The following is a 23,038-nucleotide window of genomic DNA, read 5'->3' as shown; positions in this document are numbered from 1 at the left end:
GTTGTAAGCGTCTGGGGGCTTAATCACTGGCCGCCTTGATACAGCCTGAAGCATTGAGAGGATTATTATATTGGCCGGCAGGTACGCACCGGATTAAGGACACCTGGTGTGAAGATTAACTTAACCCATGTGCAGAATCACTTTGCAGCAAGTGCGCGGATCTTTTTCGAACAGCGTCATCGCACGTTCAATCTCCGCCAGCGGGAAATAGTGCGTGACGAGTTTTTCTGGCTGAATCTGACCTTTCTCCATCCACTCAATCACCTGCGGGAAGCGATGGCTATTAAGACGCGAAGTGAACAGCGACAGCTCTTTGCTGGTTAATGCCTGCTGCGTAATGCTGCAAGGTTCACCAGAGAAGCCCAGCAGGCCAATACGCGCCGCCGGAGAGGCGAGGGCAGCGGCTTCGGCCAGGATGGTGGGATGGCAGGCGGCATCAATGATCAGCGTGGGCTGCACACCTTCAAGTTGTGCAGCCAGCGGAATGTCGCTGTTATTGAACACCTGATCGGCGCCATTCGCTTGCGCCAGCGCCAGACGTTCCGGCAGGCGATCCACCACCAGCACTTTTTCTACGCCATAGACGCCTTTCAGCACCTGAATCGCGGTTAAGCCCATCGGGCCTGCGCCGTAAATCAGCGCCACGTCATTGGCCTGCGGCTTAAGGAAGGCGGTGATGTTCGCCGCGATGGTGAAGGGCTCCACCAGGCTGGCCAGTTTGTCAGGAATGGAAGCCGGCAGAGCGAATGCGTTCTTCGCTGGTGCCACCGCGAACTCGCTGAAACCGCCGTCACGGTGTACACCGATCACCTGCAATTCTTTGCAGACGTTCGGGCGTCCAATAGAGCAAGGATAGCAGTGTCCGCAACTCACCACCGGATCCACCGCAACACGTTCACCGATACGCGTGACATCCACGCCTTCACCGACGGCATCGATCAAGCCGAAGAACTCGTGACCAATCACGCGCGGGTATTTGGCGAAGGGATTGTGGCCGTGCCAGATGTGCACATCTGAACCGCAGATACTGGCAAACTGCACTTTGACACGCACTTCGCCTGCGGCAGGTTCTGGCAATGCGCGTTCCGCCAGCACCAGTTCACCCGGTTGTTCAATTACGACACTTTTCATCATTTACTCCTTGCCAGACGCGCACTCAGTGAGTCGTGCTGGCATTAACGGGAAAGCACGGAAGAAAAATACGCCGGCAAATACTACCATACAAGTCGTTGTTAAAGAGTTGTGAAGAGAGTCACAAAGTGATGGATAAGGAAAAGATCGTTAGGGGCACTATTCAGTTAAGCAGCGGCGGTAACAAGCATTAAAACTCAGTCAAATATCAAGTGTTAGCGATGGATTAAGAGAGGGGTTTGCGCTTTTTTTAACTCTCTTACGTTCATTCCTGCCTCAATCAGCCATTCATTCCATTTACTTCACGTTGGTAGTGAGCGTTTCTGTCTAAGAGACAGGACGAAACCCTGCATTACGGGGATTAAATATACGTGATGCGGGTTTTGTAAGTATAAAAACCGGTGATGCTGCACTTAACTCAAATTGAGAAAAAGCATTCTCGATCAGTTCCAGTAAATTGTGAGATTTTATGAATTTTTAATGGATTAAATTTCATCATAAGTGGTGATTTTCTTATGAATTAAAGGGTTTTTTGAGAGAATTCTCATTTAATCATCAACAAACGGAGCGAATTTCAGTTAAATATATTTAATAAGATATGTTTATGTATGTTTCTGGGGTTGGCGCACGTTGATATTTTGTCAGGCTTATGTAAATCTTTTGCAGATGTAAATACAGGGATGATTTTTGTGCTCGCGAGCGGATTTTACCGAGCTCGTGCGGTAGCTATGGCGTGACTGGTTGATCTTAACTAATTGATTTAGATCGATTACGATTCATGTTTCTCGCGATTTATATTCGTCACGACTTTTGCGCCCTGCTTGTGTGGTTTCATATGACAGGGTGGATTTCAGACCAGGAATGTCATTAGTAAATCTTGTGAACGCTGCTTTACTCTATTTGGGATGCAAATATTGATCACTTTGATGAATGTTTTCATTGCAACTCAAAATCCTTCCTGGTCTTGCACTCCCTTTTATTGCATCTCAATTACATAATTTGTATTGATCTATTTTAACTTGATATTTGATCTAAAGGTTCCAGAAAACTCCGGAGCCAAACTATCAAATGGTCCTGAATGTATAGGCTTGTCCCTGCATTTAGTGATTTGTTTTGCTAACAACCGGCCAATGGCCATTTTTTAGAGATTAATGGAACTAAACATGAAGAAAATGGTGAATCTCCGCATCGCGTTAAGCCTGCTGTTTGTCCTTGCTATGGCAGGTTGTAAAGCGCCACAGCAAATCACTGATGACATGCTTGAAACCAGCACCGTTGACGGTGTGGCACTGGTCCACCGCCATGCAGTTATGCCGCCGGCCCAGTTCAGCCCGATCAACGAAACCTATCGTGCGCTCTACCCGACCTCGGTTATGACCCGTCCTGATTTTGGCGGCAAAGTGGTGACTACCCTGGAAACCGGTGGAACCTACACCGTGCTCGGCACCGTAGAGAACAATTGGCTGGCGATTGGCGAACTGGCTCAGCAGGCAGAAGCCGCCCCGGCAGACGGCCAGAAAACTACTGATGCAAAAGCCGCAGCCGCACCAGCCGCTGCCCAGCTCACCGGTTATGTGCCGTTCCGTGCGTTGGTGAAAAGCGATCTTTATGACCAAACCCTGAAAGCTGACCAGCCTAAACGCCGTGTACGCAGTGCGAAGAAAAAGACCTGTGTGTCGGTCGATGGCGACAGCAAAGCCTGCCAGAACGGTAACAGCGGTACCTGGATCATTAACTAAGTGCGCTGAACATGGAGGGAAAGGTGAGGGTGATAATCCGTCTGAAAAAGTGGTGTTTTCCGCTGTTCGCCTTGCTACTGGCTGCATGCAGTGGCGGGCAGCCTTCAGTGGCGCGTTACAACCTGCATTTCCAGGCGCACCCTCAAATCAATTCGGGTGCGCCGCTAAAAGTTCGGGTGATGCTATTAACCTCTGACGCCGCATTTATGTCTGCAGATTTCTATTCTCTGCAAAATCAGCCGGCTACGGTGCTGGGCAATTCACTGTTGAACAATCAAGAGTTCTTCCTCAGGGCAGGGCAGTTAAGCAACACGCTCAGTGGCAAAAGCCTCGAGCAAGCGCGCTTCATCGGCATCATGGCGGAATACCAGACATTGGACAGAAAAGTCTGGCGTCTGGCGCTGCCCTTCCCGGATGGGAATGACAGTGCGTTCTGGCAATTCTGGAAAAGTCATGATGGCGAGCTGGATGCCAACATCGTTGTCGATATCAATGGCCTGCACCTGGTTAAGCAGTAAAGGATGATTATGAATAGAGCCGAAAAGGTGGTGTGGACGGAGGGGATGTTTCTGCGGCCACATCACTTCCAGCAGTCGGAAAATTTTCTGCACAGTACCTTACGTGAATGGGGGCAGTCCCAGCGCGTCTACACCTGGGGTTTTTTTGATGTTGAATTTGATGAGGCGCTGTTGCGTCAGGGCAAGCTGGCTTTAAATACGGCCAGCGGCTGCCTGCCGGACGGCACCTTTTTTGCTTTCAGCCAGCCTCAGCAGGGACCGGCTCCGTTGGATCTGCCAGACAATGTCGATCGGGCAAAAGTGGTGCTGGCGATCCCGACGCGACGCAATGGACGTGAGGCTGTGACATTTCAGGATTCACAAGACTCACTGGCGCGTTATCTGGCATGGGAAAGCGAGGTGGAAGATGACAACGCAATGGCGGTGGGGGCAGCCACGGTTCAATTCGGCAAACTGCGCCTGCGCCTGATGCTGGAGCAGGATCTCACCGCAGAATGGACGGCGATGGGAGTAGCGCGCGTGGTTGAAAAGCGTAGCGATAATCACCTGCGTCTCGATAGCGATTACATCCCGCCGATGCTGACCCTGACCGGGAGTCACGGGCTGCAAAGTATGATGAACGATCTGCATGGCCTGATTCTGCAACGCAGCCAGCAACTGAGTCAGCGCACACCGGGCACCGGTCGTTTTAACAGCGCCGATATGGTTGATTTCATGCTGCTGGCCTTATTAAACCGGCAGTTGGGTCTGCATGCGCATCTGCAAAGCCTACCGTTGCTGCATCCTGAATCCCTATATTGCCACTGGCTACAACTGGCGTCAGAGTTGTGCACCTGGTCACCCGCGCGCACGCCGGATGTGTTTCCGCGTTATGACCATGACGATCTGTATGGCTGCTTTACCCGCTTGACCCTGCAACTGCGGCAGGCGTTGTCGCAGGTGATGGAGGAGAGCGCCATTCAACTGCCTCTGACCCAGCGCTCACATGGATTGAATGTGGCAACGGTGCCGGAAAGCAGCATGGTGCGCGAATTTGGCTTCGTGCTGGCGGTAAAAGCCAACGTGCCTGTCGATGCATTAAAAACCCATTTCCCTGCGCAGATGAAAGTCGCCCCTGTCACCAAAATTCGCGATCTGGTGCAACTTCAGTTGCCTGGCTTGTCTCTGATCAGTATGCCGGGTGCGCCACCGCAAATTCCATGGCATGCCGGGTATAGCTACTTTGAACTGGATAAAAACAGTGAGTTGTGGAAGGAGATGGAACGATCAGGCGCCTTTGCGCTTCATCTCGCCGGAGAATTTCCTGGCCTGAATATGGAGTTCTGGGCCATTCGCAGTCAGTCAGAATAATCAAAACTGAGCACGCATGATGCAGCCACAACAGAAATCGAATAGCGATGTCGCACAGCCCGACGTGAGCCACCAGAATGCGTTGGTGGCAGCGGCTAACCCGCTGATTAACGCCATCCCGCAGATCCGGCACTCCGTTTCCCATGACGATCCCGCACGTCTGCGTCAGCAATTGATAGACCAGATCCGTCACTTTGAACTGCGTTGTCAGCAGTCGGGCCTGAGTTATGAAGTGATCATCGGTGCGCGTTATTGCCTGTGCACCGCACTGGATGAAGCCGCCGCGCTGACGCCTTGGGGCAGCCGCGGCGTCTGGACCAGCAAAGGTTTGCTGGTCACTTTTCATAATGAAACTTGGGGTGGGGAGAAATTTTTCCAGTTGCTGGCAAAACTGTCGCAGAATCCGCGTCAGCATATCCTGTTACTGGAATTGATCTACTTTTGCCTGCTGCTCGGTTTTGAAGGGCGCTATCGGGTACTGGACAATGGGCGCTCGCAGCTGGAAACCATCAAACAACGACTGTTGCAGATGATCAAAAGCGTACGCGGCAGCTATGCGGCGGCGCTGTCGTTGCATCCGACCGATCAACCGGTGTTGCGCAAGTTGTGGCGTCCGATGATCCCGCTGTGGGCCTGCGCTGCAGTGGCCGCGCTCGGTGCCTGTCTGTTCTATATCGTTCTCAACTGGCGGCTGGGGGATTACACCACGCCAGTGCTGGCCAACATTTACCAAACTTCATTACCGGAAATGCAGATTCGTCATCCGGCACCGCCGCCACCGGCTGCGCTCAATCTGAAAACGTTCCTCAAACCGGAAATTGATGCTGGCCTGGTCGTGGTGCGGGATGAAGCCGATCAAAGCGTCGTGACGCTAAAAGGGGATGGCTTGTTTACCTCCGGCGCAACCACGGTGCGGGGCCGTTATGAAGCGGTTATCGAACGTATTGCGGCGGCGATGAATAACGTCAGCGGCAAGATTCTGGTGGTGGGTTACAGCGATAACGTACCGATCCGCAGCGCCCGTTTTGCTTCCAACTATGAACTCTCGCTGGCACGTGCCCAGACGGTTCAGAGCTTGCTGCAAAAGCAATTGACCCAACCGGCACGCGTGAAAGCGGAAGGGCGTGGCGAGAGCAATCCAATTGTGCCAAATACCAGTGCTGAGAACCGTGCGCGTAACCGTCGTGTGGAGATTACGCTGCTGGTGGCGCCGGATGCGACGCTAGCTGAACTCAACGGCCTGGCGAGAGGGAACTAATCCATGCTGAATATGCTTTTTGCCGTGCTGACCAGCCGCCTCGCCTGGGGTTTTGTCGGTATCACGGCGCTATCATTTATCATCTGGGTGATTGGCCCGGTGTTCTCGATTGTCGATTCGCGGCCGCTTGAACCTGAGCAGAATCGCGTGATCAGTATTGCCTTGCTGTATCTGGTGTGGGGTTTGAGCCAGGCGATTCCTCGCCTCTACAACATGTGGCTCAACCGTAAACTGATGTCGAGCCTGGAAACCCGCCCGAGTGGCGAATCTGAACAGGACAGAAAACGCCTCACCAACGAGGAGCAAGTGCTGGCGAGCCGTTTTGGCGAAGCGACGGAGATGCTGAAAAAAGCGCATTTCCAGCGTCATAACAGCAAAGGGACGCCGTTTTGGGCACAGCGTTTCAGCCGTCAGTATCTCTACCAATTGCCGTGGTACATGATCATCGGCGCTCCGGGGGCCGGTAAAACGACTGCGCTGGTCAATTCGGGTCTGCAATTCCCGCTGGCGGATAAGTTTGGTAAGGCCGCGCTGCGGGGTATCGGGGGCACGCGCAACTGCGACTGGTGGTTTACCAATGATGCTGTGCTGCTGGACACCGCCGGACGCTATGCCACTCAGGAGAGCCAACAGGAGCGTGATGCCAGTGAGTGGCACCACTTTCTGGCGTTGCTCTGCAAATACCGTGGTCGCCAGCCGATCAATGGTGTCATCGTCACCCTGAGCGTGGCGGATCTACTTAGTCAGACGCCGGAAGCCTTGCGCAATCAGGCCCTCACTTTACGTCAGCGTCTAATGGAGCTGCACGACCGCCTCGGTATTCGTTTCCCGGTCTACGTGCTGGTTACCAAAGCGGACTTGTTGAAAGGGTTTCGCAGCTATTTTGCCGGGCTGGATAAAACCCAGCGCGAACAGATATGGGGCTTCACCTTTCCCTGGGCGCAGGCGTCAACGGCCGATTTCGAACTGAGTAGTCAGTTCCAGCAGGAGTATTCGCTGCTGCAACAACGTCTGGATGCCGGGTTAGCCGATACCTTGCTGGCTGAAAGCGACGCGCAGTCGCGCGCGGAAAGTTATCTGTTCCCGCAGGAGTTTGCCGCATTACGTCCGCTGCTGGCCGAAGCACTGGAGACCTTATTCGCCCGCTCCGATTTTGAGACCCAGTTCGCACCGCGCGGCATTTACTTTGCCAGCGGCACCCAGGAAGGACTACCGTTTGACCGCGTGATGGGTGAATTAACCCGTGCGTTACATTTACCGGGACAACAGAACGGCGAATCAGGTCGCTGGGATCAGGTTGGCAAAGATGCGCCCATCCCCCCGACCAAAGGGCAAAGTTTTTTCCTGAAAGACATGCTGGAAGATGTGGTATTTCAGGAGTCTGGACTGGCAGCCAGCAATCGCTGGTGGGAACTGCGCAATCGTGCGGGACTTTGGTCCGGCTATTTGGCGCTGCTGGCATTGGTGCTGATTGCGGGTGGGTTATGGCTGACCAGTTACAGTAAAAACAAAGCCTATTTGCAGGAGATGGCCGCTAAAACGCCGCAGGTTGAGCAACTTGGCGATCAACTGCAAAAGCAGAGAAATGGCGATTTGTTTGCGCTGGTGCCTTACCTCAATATGCTGTTGCATCTGCCGGAGAGCAAAGACTTCTCATTGCAGGAACCACCGCTAACGCGTCGTATGTGGTTATACCGTGGCATTGAAGTAAGTGACGCCAGCCAGGCACTTTACAGCAAAGCGTTGAAGCAATTGTTGCTGCCGCAGGTGGCACAAAACATCACCCGCTGGCTGCGTAATGACAACGGCAGTGATGCGGATTACAGCTACGAGGCGCTGAAGGCATATCAGATGCTGTATCAACCTAAGCATTATGACGGCAAGTTCCTGCAAGCCTGGCTGATGCTGAATATCTCGCGTGAGCTACCGCAGAACGTGACTCAGCAGGAAGTCAAACAGCTGGCGTGGCATTTGCAACAGTTGCTGGAAACGCAAATCCAATCCTCGCCTTATGCGCAGGATGATGCGCTGGTAAAGCGCGAGCAGGCGCTGATTAATCAGATGCCGCTATCACAGCGCGTCTACGGACGCCTGAAGCGCCTGCTACAACGTGATGGCAGCTTACCTACGGTTACCCTCGCCGCGCTCGGTGGCCCGCAAAGCGAACTGGTGTTCTCACGTAAAAGTGGAAAGTCGGTTAACGATGGCGTCGCAGGCCTGTATACCCCGGACGGATACTGGCAGTACGTTGATAAGCAAATTGCGCCGGTAACTCAGGCACTGTATCAGGACGATCGCTGGGTATTGGGCGGCACCACGCAACAGGAAAACAGCCAACAGACCGACTTAGCGGTGCGCCAGCTCTATATGCAGGATTACATTCGTCAGTGGGAACAATTCCTCAGCGATATTCAGCTCAATAACAGCGCTGATCTGGCACAGCGTATTAACACCGCTCGTTTACTTTCCGGCAACCACTCACCATTGCGCCAGTTGGTTATCAACCTGAGTAAAGTGTTGACGCTGACGCGTCCGATAACAGATGACAAAGCAGCACAAACCGCGCCGCCAGCGTCAGACAATAGCGCTACCCGCACCTTGCAGGCGTTATTTAGTGCGCCGAAGGCCAGTGCGGCACAGAACGAAGCGAATCCGGCACCAGAACAGGTAGTGGGTGCGCACTTTGCCTCGATTATCGAACTGGCGCAGCCGCTACAGCAGGGCAGTAAAGTGATGGCGGTGGATGATTTTCTGCACCAGATTGACGATCTCTATCGTTACCTGACCGCGGTGCAAGATGCGGCTAACAGCGGTATGCCACCGCCATCGAGTGATGCCATTAGGCGCGTACAGGCCAGTGCGGGTCGTTTACCTGGTACATTACAAAACATGGTTTCCAGCATGGCGGTGGGGGCCAGTTCAGACGCCCAGCGTCGCGATATGGATAACGTACGCAAACGTATCCAGATGGAGGTGGGCAGTTTCTGTCAGCAGGCTATCGCCGGACGTTATCCGCTGGTGCGCAATGGTCGCAACGAAGTAACTCCCGATGACCTGGCACGCATGTTTGCGCCGGGAAGCGGCCTGATGGACAGCTTCTTCCGTGACAATCTGGCGAGCAAAGTTGATACCACCCACGCGGCCTGGCGTTTCACACCCGGGATTGATGGCAAAACCTTGCCGGGTGGTGAAGCGTTGCTGCGTCCGTTCCAGCAGTCGCAGTCAATTCGCGATGCGTTCTTTACCAATGGCGCGACCACGCCATCTTTTCGCGTCACACTGCGCACGGTAAAAATGGATAACGAAATTCTCACCCTGACGCTGGATGTCGATGGGCAGATCCTGCGCTACAGCCATGGCCCACAGGCGGTACAAATGGTCAGTTGGCCGGGGCCTGGTGGCACCAGTCAAGTGCGTATGCAGCTTGGCTTAACTAATGGTACCACCTCCACGCTGGTCACCAGTGGTCCCTGGGCGCTGAATCGCTTTTTCGATCGCGCCCGGCTGACACAGTCCGGCGGCCTGACGCGCGAAGCCAACTTTAACGTGGAAGGACATCAGGTCACGCTGTCATTTACCCCCGGCAGCATTCGCAACCCGTTCCAGCTTCCCGCTTTTAGCTGTCCCTGAATCGGAGCCTTACGATGACGCAATACGCAGCACCCGGCTGGTACGGCAAACTCCCCAGTGCGGGGGACTTTGTTAAGCGACGCATTCCCGACAGCTTGCTACGGCAATGGTCACACTGGTTTCAGGTGGGGTTACACCACTGGCAAACCAGTGCCGAAGGGGAGAATGCGCCTTCGCGAGCGTTTCTCAGCGCTCCAGTATGGAATTTTGTCGTGCCACCGATGCTCGGCAGCCAACTGGTGCAGATGGGGAGCCTGACCGCTTCACGCGATAGCGTTGGCCGCCACTATCCGCTGTGCGCCCTGCGCCACTTCAGCCCGACAGAATGGTCGCCTGCCATGCTGGGCTATGCGGGCGACTGGTATCAACAGGTCGGCAACACACTACTGCGTGTGGTGCGCGACGGCAGTAGCCCGGAACAGTTGGATCAGGCTTTGCTCAGCATTCCTCTGCCGCAGCAGCCAGAGGAGGAGGCATCAGAGATTCTGGCGACTATTGGTGAAGGGAGCAGCGTGTCGAACCTGAGCTGGCAACTGCCTGCCGACATCTTTGATCCCCAGTTTTACACCAGTTTCTGGTGGACCAATCAAAGCGACGGCTTCCCGCTGTACACCCATGTGCATAGCGGCAACTTCACCGCCCAGCTGTTTTCGCTGCTGTTTGATCCGGCAGGCGGCGCGAAGCCCGGACGAAATGGACTTTATCCCCCGATGTTTGAATCCTGAGGTGCAACCGGCATGACTATCAATCTCGATGCGTTGCTGGAGCCGATCAGCAACGATGACCCTTGCGGCGACAACCTGGAATATCACGCCGATTTTCAGGCGATGGAGCAGGCCAGCGCCGGTAAAGCTGAGCAACAGTTTGGTGAAACCATCATCCCGGCGGAGCCGGCTGACTGGAACCGGGTGGAAAAGCTGGCAACGGAATTGCTGAGCCGCAGTAAAGATTTACGCGTGATGCTGGCCCTGACCCAGGCCTGGACTCACCTGAATGGCCTGCCAGGCTATGCGCAGGGGCTGGAACTGATTGAACAGGCGCTATTGCGCTATTGGGAACCGCTCTGGCCACGTCTGGAAGAGGACGGCGAACAGGATCCGTTCTATCGCATCAATGCGCTGGCACTGCTCGAAGATGCGTCTGCGTTATCGGCAGCCGTGCGCCAGGCCTGGCTGTTACGTCACGCCTCGGACGGCATCACGCTACGTGATGCCATCGCCCTGTGTGATGGCAGCAAATTAGAGACACCTGACTACCCAGGCGGGATGGCGCGTCTGCGCGACGAACTGGCGCAGCAGGGGCAACCCGCCGCTGCCACCTTGCAACACATCTATCAATACCTGCAAAGCCTGCACGCGCTGCTCGCCGAACGTCTCGGGGAAAGCGCGGTGCCTGATATGACGCAGTTGCAGAAAAGTTTTGCCTTGCTGGTCAGCCTGACGCAATCCGCAAACTCAGCGGAGGCACTGCCAGATGCTGCTGATGATCAGCCCGCAGACGTGCCAGCATCTACGGCGACTCGTAATGCGCCAGACTGGCGGACAGTACAGCTTACCAGCCGCGCGGATGCCCAATTGATGCTGGAAAAGGTGAAGCAATACTTCGCCCAGCATGAGCCAAGCCATCCGGCGCCGTTAATGATTGACCGCGTACAGCGGCTGGTCGAACTCGATTTTATGGACATCATTCGCGATCTGGCACCGGACGGCGTTCATCAGTTGCAAAACATCTTCGGACGCCACGACTAACGCCGCGTTCCTCATTTCATCACGCAGTGACACCTGCGCGCCTTAACCGCGCATCATTTATGGAGAAAATCATGGCCACTATGAAATCCAGCGGGCAGAAATTTATTGCCCGCAATCGCGCGCCCCGCGTTCAAATTGAATATGACGTGGAGATTTATGGTGCGGAACGCAAAATCCAGCTGCCGTTCGTGATGGGCGTGCTGGCAGACCTCGCTGGCAAGCCACTGGAACCGCAGGCTGCTGTTGATGATCGTAAATTCCTTGAAATCGATATTGATAATTTTGACGAGCGCATGAAGGCGATGAAACCGCGTGCGGCGTTTCAGGTTGAAAACACCCTGACGGGTGAGGGAAAACTCAATGTCGAACTGACCTTTGAAAGCATGGATGACTTTTCACCTGATGCGATTGCCCGCCACGTTGAGCCATTAAACAAGCTGCTGGAAGCACGTACCCAGCTTGCTAACCTGTTGACCTATATGGATGGCAAAAACGGCGCGGAAGAGTTGATTGGCAAAATTCTGCATGACCCGACGCTACTGCAGGCGCTGACGCATCTGCCAAAGCAAGCCGACGTAGCAGAAGGTAAGGAGGAAGAATAATGAGCGAGAAATTGCAACAGCAGGCGGAAAGCGCATCCAGCTTCAGCCAGGATGAATTCAGCGCGCTTCTCAGTAAAGAGTTTCGTCCGAAGAACGATCAGGCGCGGGAAGCGGTTGAAAACGCGGTCAAAACTCTGGCCCAACAAGCGCTGGAGAACAGCGTTACCATTTCCAACGACTCGTACCGCACTATCCAGTCACTGATCGCTGAAATTGACGAGAAATTATCGGCGCAGGTTAACCAGATTATTCACCACCAGGATTTCCAAAAACTGGAAAGCGCGTGGCGTGGCCTGAGTTATCTGGTGAACAACACCGAAACCGATGAGATGCTTAAAATTCGCTTTATGAGTATTTCCAAGCAGGAGCTGGGACGTACCCTGAAACGTTACAAAGGTGTGGGCTGGGATCGCAGCCCGCTGTTCAAGAAAATCTATGAGCAGGAATACGGCCAGTTTGGTGGCGAACCTTTCGGTTGCCTGGTCGGTGATTACTACTTTGATCATGGCCCACAGGATGTGGAGTTGCTGGGAGAGATGGCACGTATTGGCGCAGCGGCACACTGTCCGTTTATTACCGGTGCGGCACCCGAAGTCATGCAGATGGAGTCATGGCAGGAACTGGCGAATCCACGCGATTTGACCAAGATTTTCCAGAACACTGAATATGCTGCCTGGCGCAGTCTGCGTGAATCAGAGGATTCACGTTATCTTGGCCTGGTGATGCCACGTTTCCTTGCTCGTCTGCCATACGGTATCCGTACTAATCCGGTGGACAGTTATGATTTTGAAGAGCAAACGGATGGCTCTGATCATGGCAATTACGCCTGGAGTAACGCCGCCTATGCGATGGCAGCCAACATCAACCGTTCCTTCAAAGAGTACGGCTGGTGCACCTCAATCCGTGGTGTGGAATCGGGCGGGGCGGTAGAAAACTTACCGTGCCATACCTTCCCGAGTGACGATGGTGGTGTGGACATGAAATGTCCAACTGAGATCGCCATCAGCGATCGTCGTGAAGCGGAGCTGGCGAAAAACGGTTTTATGCCACTGGTACATCGTAAAAATTCGGACTTCGCGGCCTTTATTGGTGCGCAGTCATTGCAGAAACCGGCGGAATACCACGATGCCGACGCTACCGCCAATGCGCGTCTGGCGGCGCGTCTGCCGTATATGTTTGCCTGCTGCCGCTTTGCTCACTATTTGAAGTGCATTGTGCGTGACAAAATCGGCTCATTCCGTGAGCGCGATGATATGGAGCGTTGGTTGAACGACTGGGTGATGAACTACGTGGACGGTGACCCGGCTAACTCCTCACAGGAAACTAAGTCACGCAAACCTCTGGCCGCAGCCGAGGTGACCGTTGAGGAGCAGGAAGACAATCCAGGTTACTACGCGGCGAAATTCTTCCTGCGTCCGCATTATCAGTTGGAAGGCCTGACGGTCTCGCTGCGTCTGGTATCGAAACTGCCTTCGCTGAAAAATGACAATGCGTAAGTGTTTAAAAGGATGTGCGATGCCTGAGTCTCACTGAGCAGAACACATCCTAAAACTTTTAAGATGTCAGGCGCTAGAGGGTTTTGCGCCTGATGTCTTCTGGAATCATCGCTGTATAAAAGGATTCGGGATATGGATTCGCCGAAAAGTATTGCTGATGGCATGCTGGCCCTGTTCAATACCAAAAAGAAATCGGATGTTGAGACGTTTATGGTGAGTGCGCTGAGTGGATTTGCCGCGATTCCGGGTGATCTCTATGCGCTGACCAAAGACTTTCTCGATAGTGATCATCGTTGGGATAACGAAACGGATCGCATCCGCTTGATCAGCCTGCTGAAGAAGGGAGCGACAAGTGATGATCTGCGCACGTTGATAAAACTGGTGGTTGAGCAATATTTCAAACGGCTCAGCGAAGAGCAGTTAGAAAAATTACTGGTAAAAATGGGTGGGAGTGCAGCGGGATCTTTTGCGTTTAAATACGTGTTTGTGAATGAGATCGTGTCACGATTCTTTAGCCGGGTCATCCCTAAGTTTCTTTTTAGCGCGGGGATGACAGGGATCATCACCATTGGTGCTTCTGTTTCAAGCGCAATCTATACCTCACGGGATTTGATGAAAAAGAATAGGGAGGTTTATGCCATGTTGCGCGGTGCAGGTGATCTCGATTTACTCTATTTTCTGCTACAAGATAATATTGATCCCTGGCTGGATGCGATTGCACTACAACAGAATAATTCGCCACTCGCGCAACAGGTGTTTTCGAATTTTCTGGAAGGGATACGGGATGTTTAAAAAATCAGCCTTCTATATCATCAGCCTTTTGCTGACCTTTTTATCTGCGCTGATTTTAATAACCTGTGCAGGTTATTATATTCTGTTCTTTGACTGGAATGTCTCTTTAGTGGGGAAAGTTATCCACGCAGTTCTGATAATGATTTCAATAACTGCGTCAATAGCAATCTATGCAGTGGCCGAAAAGCTAAAGCGAACTAATTAAGCGGTTTTTTGTATACTGTTTTATATAAAACAAAAATAATAGCGATGCAGAGCGCTGAAAAGATAACTTTACCGGCAATGATACCTGCAGAAGCAGCATTAAAGTTTTCATAACGAGAAACCAGCACTATCGATTCGATAATATCTGCAATTGAATAGAGTGAGAGCAGCGATAACACTAATATCAGGAATGCTGAGATAACCTTTTTCATATTCGTTCCTTCGGTGAACTTTTGATACGCTGGGCTACTATAGACTATCTGTCAGGTCACTGTCCATGAAATGAGCGCGTGAAGTCCGGGTATGCAAAAAGGAATCAGGTTCTCAATATATATATCGATTTAAAAACGCATACAAATTTTGTCGGGTATGTATCCGGCAATACGTTATCTGAAATATTGTTTACGACACTGTTTCAGAAGCAAGGCAAAGGTAAAATATGGACTGTTTTATTCAGCCCCATGCTTTTCTTTTTGCCATATCCTTGCTTTTCTTAAAGCAACAATCTCAATCAATTAAGAGAGAAAGATAATGGCTATTGATATGTTTATGAAGGTCGACGGCGTTACCGGCGAATCAAAAGACTCAAACCACACTGGCTGGACCGATATTACCTCTTTCTCATGGGGAGCTTCTCAACCAGGCAATATGTCTGTTGGCGGTGGCGGCGGTGCGGGTAAGGTTAATTTCAACGATCTGCACGTCAATGCACTGATCGATAAATCCACCACTGCGCTACTGAAGAACTGCGCCAGCGGTAAACATCTCACGAAGGTCGAACTCTCTATCTGTAAAGCGGGTGGCACTCAGGTTGAGTATGCCCGCATTACACTGGAAGACGTGCTGGTAACTAATGTGAATTATAATGGTTCTGACAATGGCGATACGCTGGGAATGAGCTACTCCTTCCAGGCATCTAAAGTCAAGCAGCAGTATTGGGAGCAGAGCTCTTCCGGTGGTAAAGGAGCAGAAAGCAGTTCAGGCTGGAACATTAAGGAAAATAAAGAGGCGTAATGTTCTTTATTAATTAACTCTGCAGTAATTGTAGCGGCGCGATTTAATTTTATTCAAAGGCACGTGTTAAATCGCGCCGCTACATTACGGTATTCAACGTTATTGAATGCATTGAATTACAAAAGGAGATTGTAATGAGCGGGAAAAGTAGGGTCGAACCAGGTTTTTGTGTGGTGCAGCGTCCTGGAAGGCTCACGGAGCAGGCGATGTTTTTATTTGGCAATCGCAATGTTGCAGCAGCAAATTACTTTTTGCAATTGAATGCAGACGTTGCCTGGGCAAAGCCAGGTCAGATTTTGATTGTGGCCGATCCTGAGGGTAACAACACAACGGCAGCAATGAATGCTCTGAAAGCGGCGAAAACGACCACGAATAATAGTTTGTCACAACTGTCCAGCGATGAAGCGAGCTTTTTTCATCAGCACTACGCCTCGATTGCGGCAATGACGAACTTTATGGACAAGTCCTCGGGTCTGATAGGCGATGCCGGAGAGAAATACTTTGCTGAGATTGGAAAAAAACTGACGGCCATCGAGAGCGCGTACCGTAACCAATATCTCACTTCTGGAACACTATTTGGTGAACAGTTCTTTGTCGAACGCCGTCGCTTGTTTGCTGAGCTTGACATAATGTTGAATAAATTCTCTCGGCTGGTTTTGAGGTTACAGCCTTACGAGAAGCTGAAACATGCGTTGAATCTGTCCAGCTCATCGATTGTTCATGATTGGCAAACGGCGGGAGTTGGCGCCATCCGGGGCTATTCAACTTATGTTGATGGTGCAGCCAAGGCAGCAAAATTTATGAAAGCTGGTGGTTGGGTGTCTATTGGATTTAGCGCGTTGAACACAACGAATGAAGTCTATAAGGCTTGTACAGTTGAGCGCCAAAATGAATGTGGGCGAGTGGCGGTGATTGAATATGCAAAGTTTTCAGGCAGTACAGCGGCTGGAATCTATGGGGGCATTGGCGCTGCATTAGCACTTCGGGGAGCGTGCCTTGCAGTTGGAGCTGCGACTGGACCAGTAGGGCTTCTGACATGTACTATCGTCACTTCAGCTGTCGGGAGTTATATTTCCGCGAAAGGTGCTGAAGTGACTGTTGGCACATTGATGGATAAAATTTTATGAATAGATTTGATTTTTTGTTTTATTTATCTTTGTTTTTTTATTTTATTTTTTTTACCTCCCAGGTTGCTTCTTACTTAATATTCAAGCGCAACCAAGATAAATATGATTTGTTGCTTAGCGATTTCAGGCAAAGAGGTCTGAAGTTAGATCTGATCACAGATATAGCCTCTTTTCTTGGTCCAATGTTTAATGCCCATAAAATTGCTTATTTTTCCAGCCTGTATCACGGCCAAAAAGCCATCCTTGACAAAAAAAAACCGGCTAGTGAAGAATCCTGTGATTTTATCAGGAGTCAACCTATGGAAAGGGTGGGTTGGTTATTGTCTCTCCATAAACTGAATGTCGCGAGTTTTGCAGTGCTTTTTATTGCTGTTGCGTTGAGTCTAATTAACCATTATCTTTAAAGATAATGGTTTCTACGGAAGTTTGAACTAATGTCTTAATCAGTTTATTCAAACGATTGAGCAGGGTGACTGGGAAACAGTAGGTTGCCATAAAGTAGATTCGGTAGGTTTCATTTAAAAAAGATGATGAAAATGAAAAAATTGCCGTGATTTATACCATTGAAGCCGCTGTTCACTACGGTACCGACTACTATGTTATGGGAGTTAAAGCGGGTGACGGTGTTTACTATGATGATGGTAGCACTGAAAAACTCCAGAATTCTTCGCTGAAAAACATTGCTGAATTGCGTAAGGCATATCAAAAGTAAAATTCAGTGGTCTTTATGAGATGGCCGAATTATTTCAAAAAATAAGGGAATTGATGTGAAAAAGGGAATTATTATCTTTCTGTTTATAAGTGTGCTACAGAATTACGCTAATGCGCAGGGTGAATGCAGCAAAGTCGCTAATGATGGTGGGGTTTTCGCCTGTTTTAATTCCGCAAAACAGGCAGCAGAAAAAACGTTAAATAGAGAATATATCGCAGCAAAGAAAAGAATCAATGCTGAGTATTCCGCTTCAATGGCAGATTTAAAAAGTTACATGACAACGTTAACCGATACCCAGCGTGGTTGGCTCAAGTACCGCGATGGCCAATGTAGTCTTGAGTCCTTTATGGCTGAGAAAGGAACCCTCACTCACGATACGCTGACAGATAAATGCGTTGCCAGAATTGATTTGGAACGTGTAGAGCAACTTAAATCGATGCCTTATGAATAATCATTGATAAGTTTTATCTTATTGCTGGCGCCTTTTTGTTGGGGGCGTTTTTTCTAATGAGATATGAGTAAAATAAAAATATCTCGGCCCTTTAATCATTGTTGCGTCTCTCTCATTTCTTATAATTTTCCGTATTTCGTAGTGGCGCAATTTATCGCGCGGTTATAAATAAATATCTAACCAGCTAAAAAGAGCGCGATAAATCGCGCCGCAACCCGTCATAAAACGCTTCCTATATTCCGCCTCTTTCACGAGAGAGGCGCGATATAGATGCCGAACAGCCAACCGCAGGAATCCGTTATGCGCTTTACGATAATAACGACTAAACCCGGCCACCAGCCGCCGCAAACTCTTTTTGACTTCTTACCCCCTGGCGGCACCATTGGTCGTGGGGTGGATAACAATCTGGTATTACCTGATGATGACCGTACCATTTCCCGATTACAGGCCATTGTGCATATTACTGCTGACGGTGAATGTCGTCTGACCAACCGTGGTAACGTCACTCGCGTGCTTCTGAACGATATTCCACTGGAACGTGGACGTCAGGTGGAATTGCAGGACGGCGATATTCTTGGCATTGATGATTATCAGTTGCTGGTGAACGATATTCACGCCGCATCGTCTGCCAGCGTGGTCGCTAAGCCAGCCGCCAAAGCGGCCGTCATTGTTGATGAGCCCGCCGGAGTGGTGAGCAGTCCCACTGCCGCCATCCCCAGTGAGATCTGGGACAGCCTGGCGAAAGAATTCTCCATCTCTGACGATTTATCGCAACGTAACAAACCTGTGCCAGCGCCATCCGAAGCTCATCCGCTGACGGCTCCCGCTGCAGTTGACCGTAATCCGGAAAATCCACTGGCTGCGCTGATCAGTGAGACGCCACTGGATATCGGCCAACAGCGACCTCACCGCAGTTTGTTTGATGAAGAGGATGCGTTGTTCGCCCAGGATAGCATTTTTGATGATGCGACCCCGAGTGCACTGGTGGGGCAGAAGAGTGCTGCGGCCTCTGCACCGGTTGAGAAGCAGCCCGATGAGCTGGATCCTCTTAGTTTGTTTGGCAGCCAGAACACTCCTGACCCCCGCCATCACGATGACCCACTAGGTTTGATGATGAGCGGAGCGGCTCCGCTGGCACAACCCGAAGGACCGCCGCTGCCAGAAGTTGAACCAGAACCAAAACCAGAACCAGAGCTAAAGCCAGCGTCGGCCGCGCCAGACACCGTCAATCTGGCTGAACTTAGCAGCTCGCCATTATTTGATGACACTGACACGACGCCTGCGCCCATCGTGGGTGAAGAAGCTGAAGAAGCTGAAGAAGCTGAAGAACCGACCGAAGCCAGCCCGACACCGATTGAATATGGTGGTATCACCCTGCCTACTCCGCAGGCGGTGCAGCGTAGCCCATCACCCACCCCGAAAGGGCGTCTGCGCATTGATCCGGTGGCGTCTCACAGCCAGCGCGAGGCGGCGGCTCAGAGCAGTGGTGATGCGTTGAAAGGTGAGTTACTGGATGCCTTGCTGGAAGGAATGGGGCTACAGGATTTGCAGCCCACGCCGCAGTTCGATTGCGATCAAATGCGCCAGTTCGGCCAGATGCTCAGCATGTTCTCGCAGGGCACCGTCGCATTGCTCTCTTCCCGCTCGATTCTCAAGCGTGGCGTAAAAGCGGATATGACGGTGATCCTCGACGATGCCAACAACCCGTTCAAACTGCTGCCTTCGGGCAAAACCGTGCTGATGCAGATGTTTGGCAGCCGCATGCCCGGCTTTATGCCGCCACGCCAGGCAGTACGTGATGCGCTGATCGACCTCCAGGCGCACCAGTTAGGGATGATCGCCGGAATCCGCGCCATCATCGCTTCCATGCTGCAATCCTTTAACCCGGATCAGCTAGAAGAAGAAGCGCGCGAGGCGGGTTCCGTGTCTCGCCTTGGCCTGCCGGGGAGCCGTAAGGCGGCGCTGTGGGAGCATTTTGTCGAGCGCTACGGCGAAACCGCAGGCGAGATCGAAGACGACTTTCACACCCTGTTTGGCGAAGCGTTCCTGCACGCCTATGACATGGAAGTTAATCAGTACAAAGATTCACAAACCCACACGGATGACGCATGAATATCACTATTGCTTCCACGTCGAATCAGGGCGACCGCGCCAGCAATCAGGATCAGACCGGTGAGATCATCGGTGAACGTTCAGCCTGCTTTGTCGTCTGTGACGGCGTGGCCGGTTTCCCTGGTGGAGACGTCGCTGCCACTATCGCCCGCAGCAGTTTGATGGATACCTTCAACGGCGAAACCCATCTGAATGCGCAGTCGATCCGTAACTATGTCAATCACGCGAATCACTCCATCCGCCAGCAACAGAAAGCCAGCAGCGAGCACAGCCGGATGGGTACAACGCTGGTGAGCTTGTTTATCGATCGTGATTACGGCCTGGCTTACTGGGCACACGCCGGTGACAGTCGCCTCTATCTGTTTCGACGCGGTTACCTCTACCACGTCACCACTGACCACAGCCTGGTGCAGCAAATGAAAGATGCCGGGCATCAGACCGAGGGCATCAACACCAATTTGCTCTATTTTGCGCTCGGCATGGGCGACGAGCAGCGTGATGCCAGCTACAGCGATGTGGTGGCGATTGAAGATGGTGATGCCTTTCTGCTGTGTACCGACGGCTTCTGGCATGGCGTCACGCTGGAACAGATGCAGCAGTCACTGCATATGGTCAACACGCCGCAAGAGTGGCTCACGCTGATGCAGCAGATCATTAAAAACGAACAACCGCAACAGGGGCAGCAGGACAACTTTAGTGCGCTAGCCGTGTGGGTTGGTTCACCTCAGGACACCACCTTACTGCACTCGCTGTCAGATGCGGCGCAGTTTTTCCCTCTTCGCGATTGAGAACGCCAACATGAAATATGGATTATTGGGGCTGGCTGCGCTGCTGTTGAGTACACAGGTATTTGCCGAGAACTACCGCATTGTGCAGTCCCCGGCACAGAAACTGGATGTCTGGATTGATGACGTCAAAGATAACCAGCTGGCGAGTTGGTGTCAGAAGAGTGTGGATCTGCGCATCGTCAGCAAAGGTGAAAAAAGTGCCAGCGTGCTGGATGGCTTCCTGCCGCGTGTCGCCGGTTTGATGGCGTCGCAGTGCAAACCGCTGCAACAACTGCACTGGCAATTACAGGATGCAGAGGGTAACGCCCTGGCAGAAGGTACAGCTGAGCGCACGAAAGATTGGCAGCCGGTGGTTACCCCGCCACCTCAGGCGGCGATCCCGACACCTGCGGCACCCACTCTCAGTTCACCGCCTGCGGACACCACGCCCTGGCAGCAATTCAGTCTGTTGGATGGCTGCCACTTCCGCACCTGGTGGCAGCAACCGGCTCAATCCAGCGCCATCTTTGTGCCGACAAAGCAGGGGCTGGTGTGTGGCAAGGATGGCTGGTTGAGCGGCAACAGCAACCTGACACAGATGGGTAACGGGGCCACAAAATCAGTGGCTGTGAGCTTTTTACAAGGTTTCCCGATTGCCGGTTTAAGCAGCGGGCAGTCGACCAGCGAACTGACCATCACCACCGTCAACCGTGAACGTATGGTGCTGGCTAATGAGAAATCCCCGGAAAGCTGGTTGGTACTGCCGTTCAGTAGGCAATTTAATGGCTGGCAGGCACCGGACCAGGTGGTAGTGCAGATGCACGCTAGCGATGCGGCCGATGAAAGCGCCCTGCGTGCCCGCTTGCAAGAGGTACGTAAAGTCTGGTCGCCGTGGTTGAAAAGCGCCGCGCCGCTGAAAGTACAACTGGTGGAGCAACTGCATCCGGAATTGAAAGATCCGGCCGCAGCGGCTTACCGCACCCTCAACTAACGCAAAAGGAGTTTGCATGGAGTCGCTACAACAACGTCTGGCTGATGCATCACTGGCGGAGAATCTTGCCCGTACCACGGCGCAAATCCAGGCCAATCCTGCTGACGCCGATCTGCGCGCCACCTTTGTCCAACTGCTGTGCCTGGCCGGTAACTGGACGCGTGCCCAAACACAACTGCAATCCTGGCTGGCGCTTACCCCGCAGGCACAACCCACCATCACCCTATTGCAACAGGCGATTGCCGGAGAGTTGCAACGTGCGGCAGTGTTACGCGGTGAGGCGCAACCCCAACTGCCGGGCAGTGCCTGGGCATGGAGTGAAACCCTGCTGGCGGCGTTGCAAGCCGAGGTCAAAGGGGATGAGGCACGCGGTGCGGAGTTACGCCAGCAAGCGCTGGAACAAGCCGACGTCAATCCCGGTATGTTAGAGCAGCAGGACCAGTCCGTGGCGTTCCCGTGGTTGATGGATGGCGACAGCCGTTTTGGTCCGGTGTGTGAAGCTATCGTTAATGGCCGTTATTACTGGGTGCCGTTTGCTGCGATCCAGGAAATGCAGTTCCAGCCACCGGCCAGCGTAACGGATTTGGTGTGGCGCCATACGTTGATCCAACTGGTAGATGGCAGCGAACAGGTGTGCCAGATCCCGGTGCGCTATCCCTTACCGGCACCAGCGCAGGAAGCCTGGTTGCGCGCCAGCGTCACCGAATGGCAGCCGCTGGGGAGCCAGGATGATCAGTTTATTGGTCTGGGACAGAAAGTCTGGCTGAGCGACAGTGAGGAGTTCTCACTGCTGGCACTGCAACGCCTTACTTTTAACCGTATCGGGCCAGCTTATGAGTCGTGAAGACGGCTATGCACAGCTGCACGGCGGCTATCGTGCGCGTAAAAACCGCGACACGCTGACCTCGCGCGACAAGTTGCAATCCTCGCTACTGGATCGCCTGACTGACGATGCCCCTGACAAACGCAGCGAGCCGGGAAACAGCGTGCTGATTACCCATAACACGCTACGCCGCCATGTACTGCGCGATTTGCAGTGGCTGTTCAACACCATCAATAACGAAGCGCAGCAGGATCTCAGCCCGTTTGGCGAGGTGCAGCGCTCGGTATGGAATTTCGGTGTAGCGCCGCTGGCCGGACAAAACATGTCTGACATCGAATGGCAGGACATCCAGCGCAAAATGACTAACGCCATTTTGCATTTCGAACCCCGCATCTTGCCACAGGGCTTGCAGGTGCGTTGTGTCAGCGACCTGAAAGCACTTGACCTGCACAACGTGCTATCGATTGAGATCAAAGGTCGCCTGTGGTGCGTGCCGTATCCGCTGGAGTTTCTGTTTCGTACCCAAGTCGATCTCGAGAATGGTCATTTTGAACTCCAGGATGTGGGGTAATC

Annotated in this window: 22 protein-coding genes; 20 read left to right on the top strand and 2 right to left on the bottom strand. The window is 52.4% G+C overall.

What is annotated here, in order from left to right; genetic code table 11:
* Window positions 1-120 precede the first annotated feature (120 nt).
* Entirely contained in the window at window positions 121-1,131 is a 1,011-nt protein-coding gene (locus VI01_RS00205; RefSeq protein ID WP_045813593.1) for a Zn-dependent oxidoreductase, read from the bottom strand.
* A 1,151-nt stretch (window positions 1,132-2,282) separates the two neighbouring features.
* Between VI01_RS00205 and VI01_RS00200 the strand changes: the two genes are divergently transcribed.
* From VI01_RS00200 to VI01_RS00155, 10 genes are all read left to right on the top strand, one after another.
* Window positions 2,283-2,870 (top strand): hypothetical protein, encoded by a 588-nt coding sequence (locus VI01_RS00200; protein WP_045813592.1) that lies wholly within the window; start codon window positions 2,283-2,285, stop codon window positions 2,868-2,870.
* Between the two features lie 23 nt (window positions 2,871-2,893).
* Entirely contained in the window at window positions 2,894-3,388 is a 495-nt protein-coding gene (gene tssJ, locus VI01_RS00195; RefSeq protein WP_156149322.1) for a type VI secretion system lipoprotein TssJ, read from the top strand.
* A 9-nt stretch (window positions 3,389-3,397) separates the two neighbouring features.
* Window positions 3,398-4,738 (top strand): type VI secretion system baseplate subunit TssK, encoded by a 1,341-nt coding sequence (gene tssK, locus VI01_RS00190; RefSeq protein ID WP_045813590.1) that lies wholly within the window; start codon window positions 3,398-3,400, stop codon window positions 4,736-4,738.
* A gap of 16 nt (window positions 4,739-4,754) precedes the next feature.
* Window positions 4,755-5,996 (top strand): DotU family type VI secretion system protein, encoded by a 1,242-nt coding sequence (locus VI01_RS00185; RefSeq protein WP_081946721.1) that lies wholly within the window; start codon window positions 4,755-4,757, stop codon window positions 5,994-5,996.
* A gap of 3 nt (window positions 5,997-5,999) precedes the next feature.
* Window positions 6,000-9,626: a type VI secretion system membrane subunit TssM gene (gene tssM, locus VI01_RS00180; RefSeq protein WP_045813589.1), complete on the top strand. Its 3,627-nt coding sequence runs from the start codon at window positions 6,000-6,002 to the stop codon at window positions 9,624-9,626.
* Between the two features lie 14 nt (window positions 9,627-9,640).
* Window positions 9,641-10,351 carry a type VI secretion system-associated protein TagF gene (gene tagF, locus VI01_RS00175; RefSeq protein ID WP_045813588.1) on the top strand — a complete coding sequence of 237 codons (711 nt, stop codon included), beginning with the start codon at window positions 9,641-9,643 and terminating at the stop codon, window positions 10,349-10,351.
* 12 nt (window positions 10,352-10,363) lie between these two features.
* Entirely contained in the window at window positions 10,364-11,374 is a 1,011-nt protein-coding gene (tssA, locus tag VI01_RS00170) for a type VI secretion system protein TssA (RefSeq protein ID WP_045813587.1), read from the top strand.
* 71 nt (window positions 11,375-11,445) lie between these two features.
* Window positions 11,446-11,976, top strand: a complete 531-nt coding sequence (tssB, locus tag VI01_RS00165) for a type VI secretion system contractile sheath small subunit (protein WP_045813586.1) — start codon at window positions 11,446-11,448, stop codon at window positions 11,974-11,976.
* The gene (tssC, locus tag VI01_RS00160; protein ID WP_045813585.1) at window positions 11,976-13,472 is read left to right on the top strand and encodes a type VI secretion system contractile sheath large subunit; all 1,497 of its coding nucleotides are present in this window, start codon (window positions 11,976-11,978) and stop codon (window positions 13,470-13,472) included. Before tssB ends, tssC begins: the two co-directional genes overlap by 1 nt.
* Window positions 13,473-13,604: 132 nt before the next feature.
* Window positions 13,605-14,264: a hypothetical protein gene (locus VI01_RS00155; protein ID WP_045813584.1), complete on the top strand. Its 660-nt coding sequence runs from the start codon at window positions 13,605-13,607 to the stop codon at window positions 14,262-14,264.
* A 197-nt stretch (window positions 14,265-14,461) separates the two neighbouring features.
* Here VI01_RS00155 and VI01_RS00145 read toward each other — a convergent pair whose 3' ends face one another.
* Entirely contained in the window at window positions 14,462-14,680 is a 219-nt protein-coding gene (locus tag VI01_RS00145) for a hypothetical protein (protein ID WP_045813582.1), read from the bottom strand.
* A 319-nt stretch (window positions 14,681-14,999) separates the two neighbouring features.
* On the opposite strand from VI01_RS00145, the gene VI01_RS00140 reads away from it, so the two are divergent.
* The 10 genes from VI01_RS00140 to tssE all read left to right on the top strand — a co-directional run bounded on the left by VI01_RS00140 (window position 15,000) and on the right by tssE (window position 23,036).
* The gene (locus tag VI01_RS00140; protein WP_045813581.1) at window positions 15,000-15,482 is read left to right on the top strand and encodes a type VI secretion system tube protein Hcp; all 483 of its coding nucleotides are present in this window, start codon (window positions 15,000-15,002) and stop codon (window positions 15,480-15,482) included.
* 134 nt (window positions 15,483-15,616) lie between these two features.
* Complete coding sequence (locus VI01_RS00135) at window positions 15,617-16,609, top strand: hypothetical protein (protein ID WP_045813580.1); 993 nt, start codon at window positions 15,617-15,619, stop codon at window positions 16,607-16,609.
* The gene (locus VI01_RS00130; RefSeq protein ID WP_052696598.1) at window positions 16,606-17,013 is read left to right on the top strand and encodes a hypothetical protein; all 408 of its coding nucleotides are present in this window, start codon (window positions 16,606-16,608) and stop codon (window positions 17,011-17,013) included. Before VI01_RS00135 ends, VI01_RS00130 begins: the two co-directional genes overlap by 4 nt.
* 146 nt (window positions 17,014-17,159) lie before the next feature.
* A complete protein-coding gene (locus VI01_RS25280; protein ID WP_156149321.1) occupies window positions 17,160-17,321 on the top strand; it encodes a hypothetical protein in 162 nt (53 codons plus the stop codon).
* A gap of 55 nt (window positions 17,322-17,376) precedes the next feature.
* Window positions 17,377-17,772 (top strand): lysozyme inhibitor LprI family protein, encoded by a 396-nt coding sequence (locus tag VI01_RS00125; protein WP_052696957.1) that lies wholly within the window; start codon window positions 17,377-17,379, stop codon window positions 17,770-17,772.
* A 300-nt stretch (window positions 17,773-18,072) separates the two neighbouring features.
* The gene (gene tagH, locus VI01_RS00120) at window positions 18,073-19,884 is read left to right on the top strand and encodes a type VI secretion system-associated FHA domain protein TagH (protein WP_045813578.1); all 1,812 of its coding nucleotides are present in this window, start codon (window positions 18,073-18,075) and stop codon (window positions 19,882-19,884) included.
* A complete protein-coding gene (locus tag VI01_RS00115) occupies window positions 19,881-20,672 on the top strand; it encodes a PP2C family serine/threonine-protein phosphatase (RefSeq protein WP_045813577.1) in 792 nt (263 codons plus the stop codon). The genes tagH and VI01_RS00115 overlap by 4 nt, the downstream gene beginning before the upstream one ends.
* Window positions 20,673-20,682: 10 nt before the next feature.
* Window positions 20,683-21,642 carry a hypothetical protein gene (locus VI01_RS00110; RefSeq protein WP_045813689.1) on the top strand — a complete coding sequence of 320 codons (960 nt, stop codon included), beginning with the start codon at window positions 20,683-20,685 and terminating at the stop codon, window positions 21,640-21,642.
* 16 nt (window positions 21,643-21,658) lie between these two features.
* Window positions 21,659-22,486 (top strand): type VI secretion system accessory protein TagJ, encoded by an 828-nt coding sequence (locus VI01_RS00105; protein ID WP_045813576.1) that lies wholly within the window; start codon window positions 21,659-21,661, stop codon window positions 22,484-22,486.
* On the top strand, window positions 22,476-23,036 hold the full coding sequence (gene tssE / locus VI01_RS00100; protein WP_045813575.1) for a type VI secretion system baseplate subunit TssE: 561 nt from the start codon (window positions 22,476-22,478) through the stop codon (window positions 23,034-23,036). The genes VI01_RS00105 and tssE overlap by 11 nt, the downstream gene beginning before the upstream one ends.
* Window positions 23,037-23,038 lie beyond the last annotated feature (2 nt).

This window comes from Pantoea sp. SM3, from assembly GCF_000963995.1.
GTDB classification, from domain to species: Bacteria; Pseudomonadota; Gammaproteobacteria; order Enterobacterales; family Enterobacteriaceae; genus Pantoea; species Pantoea rwandensis_B.
Note: the sequence above shows the minus strand (reverse complement) of the source record. Positions and strands in the feature narration are given on the sequence as shown.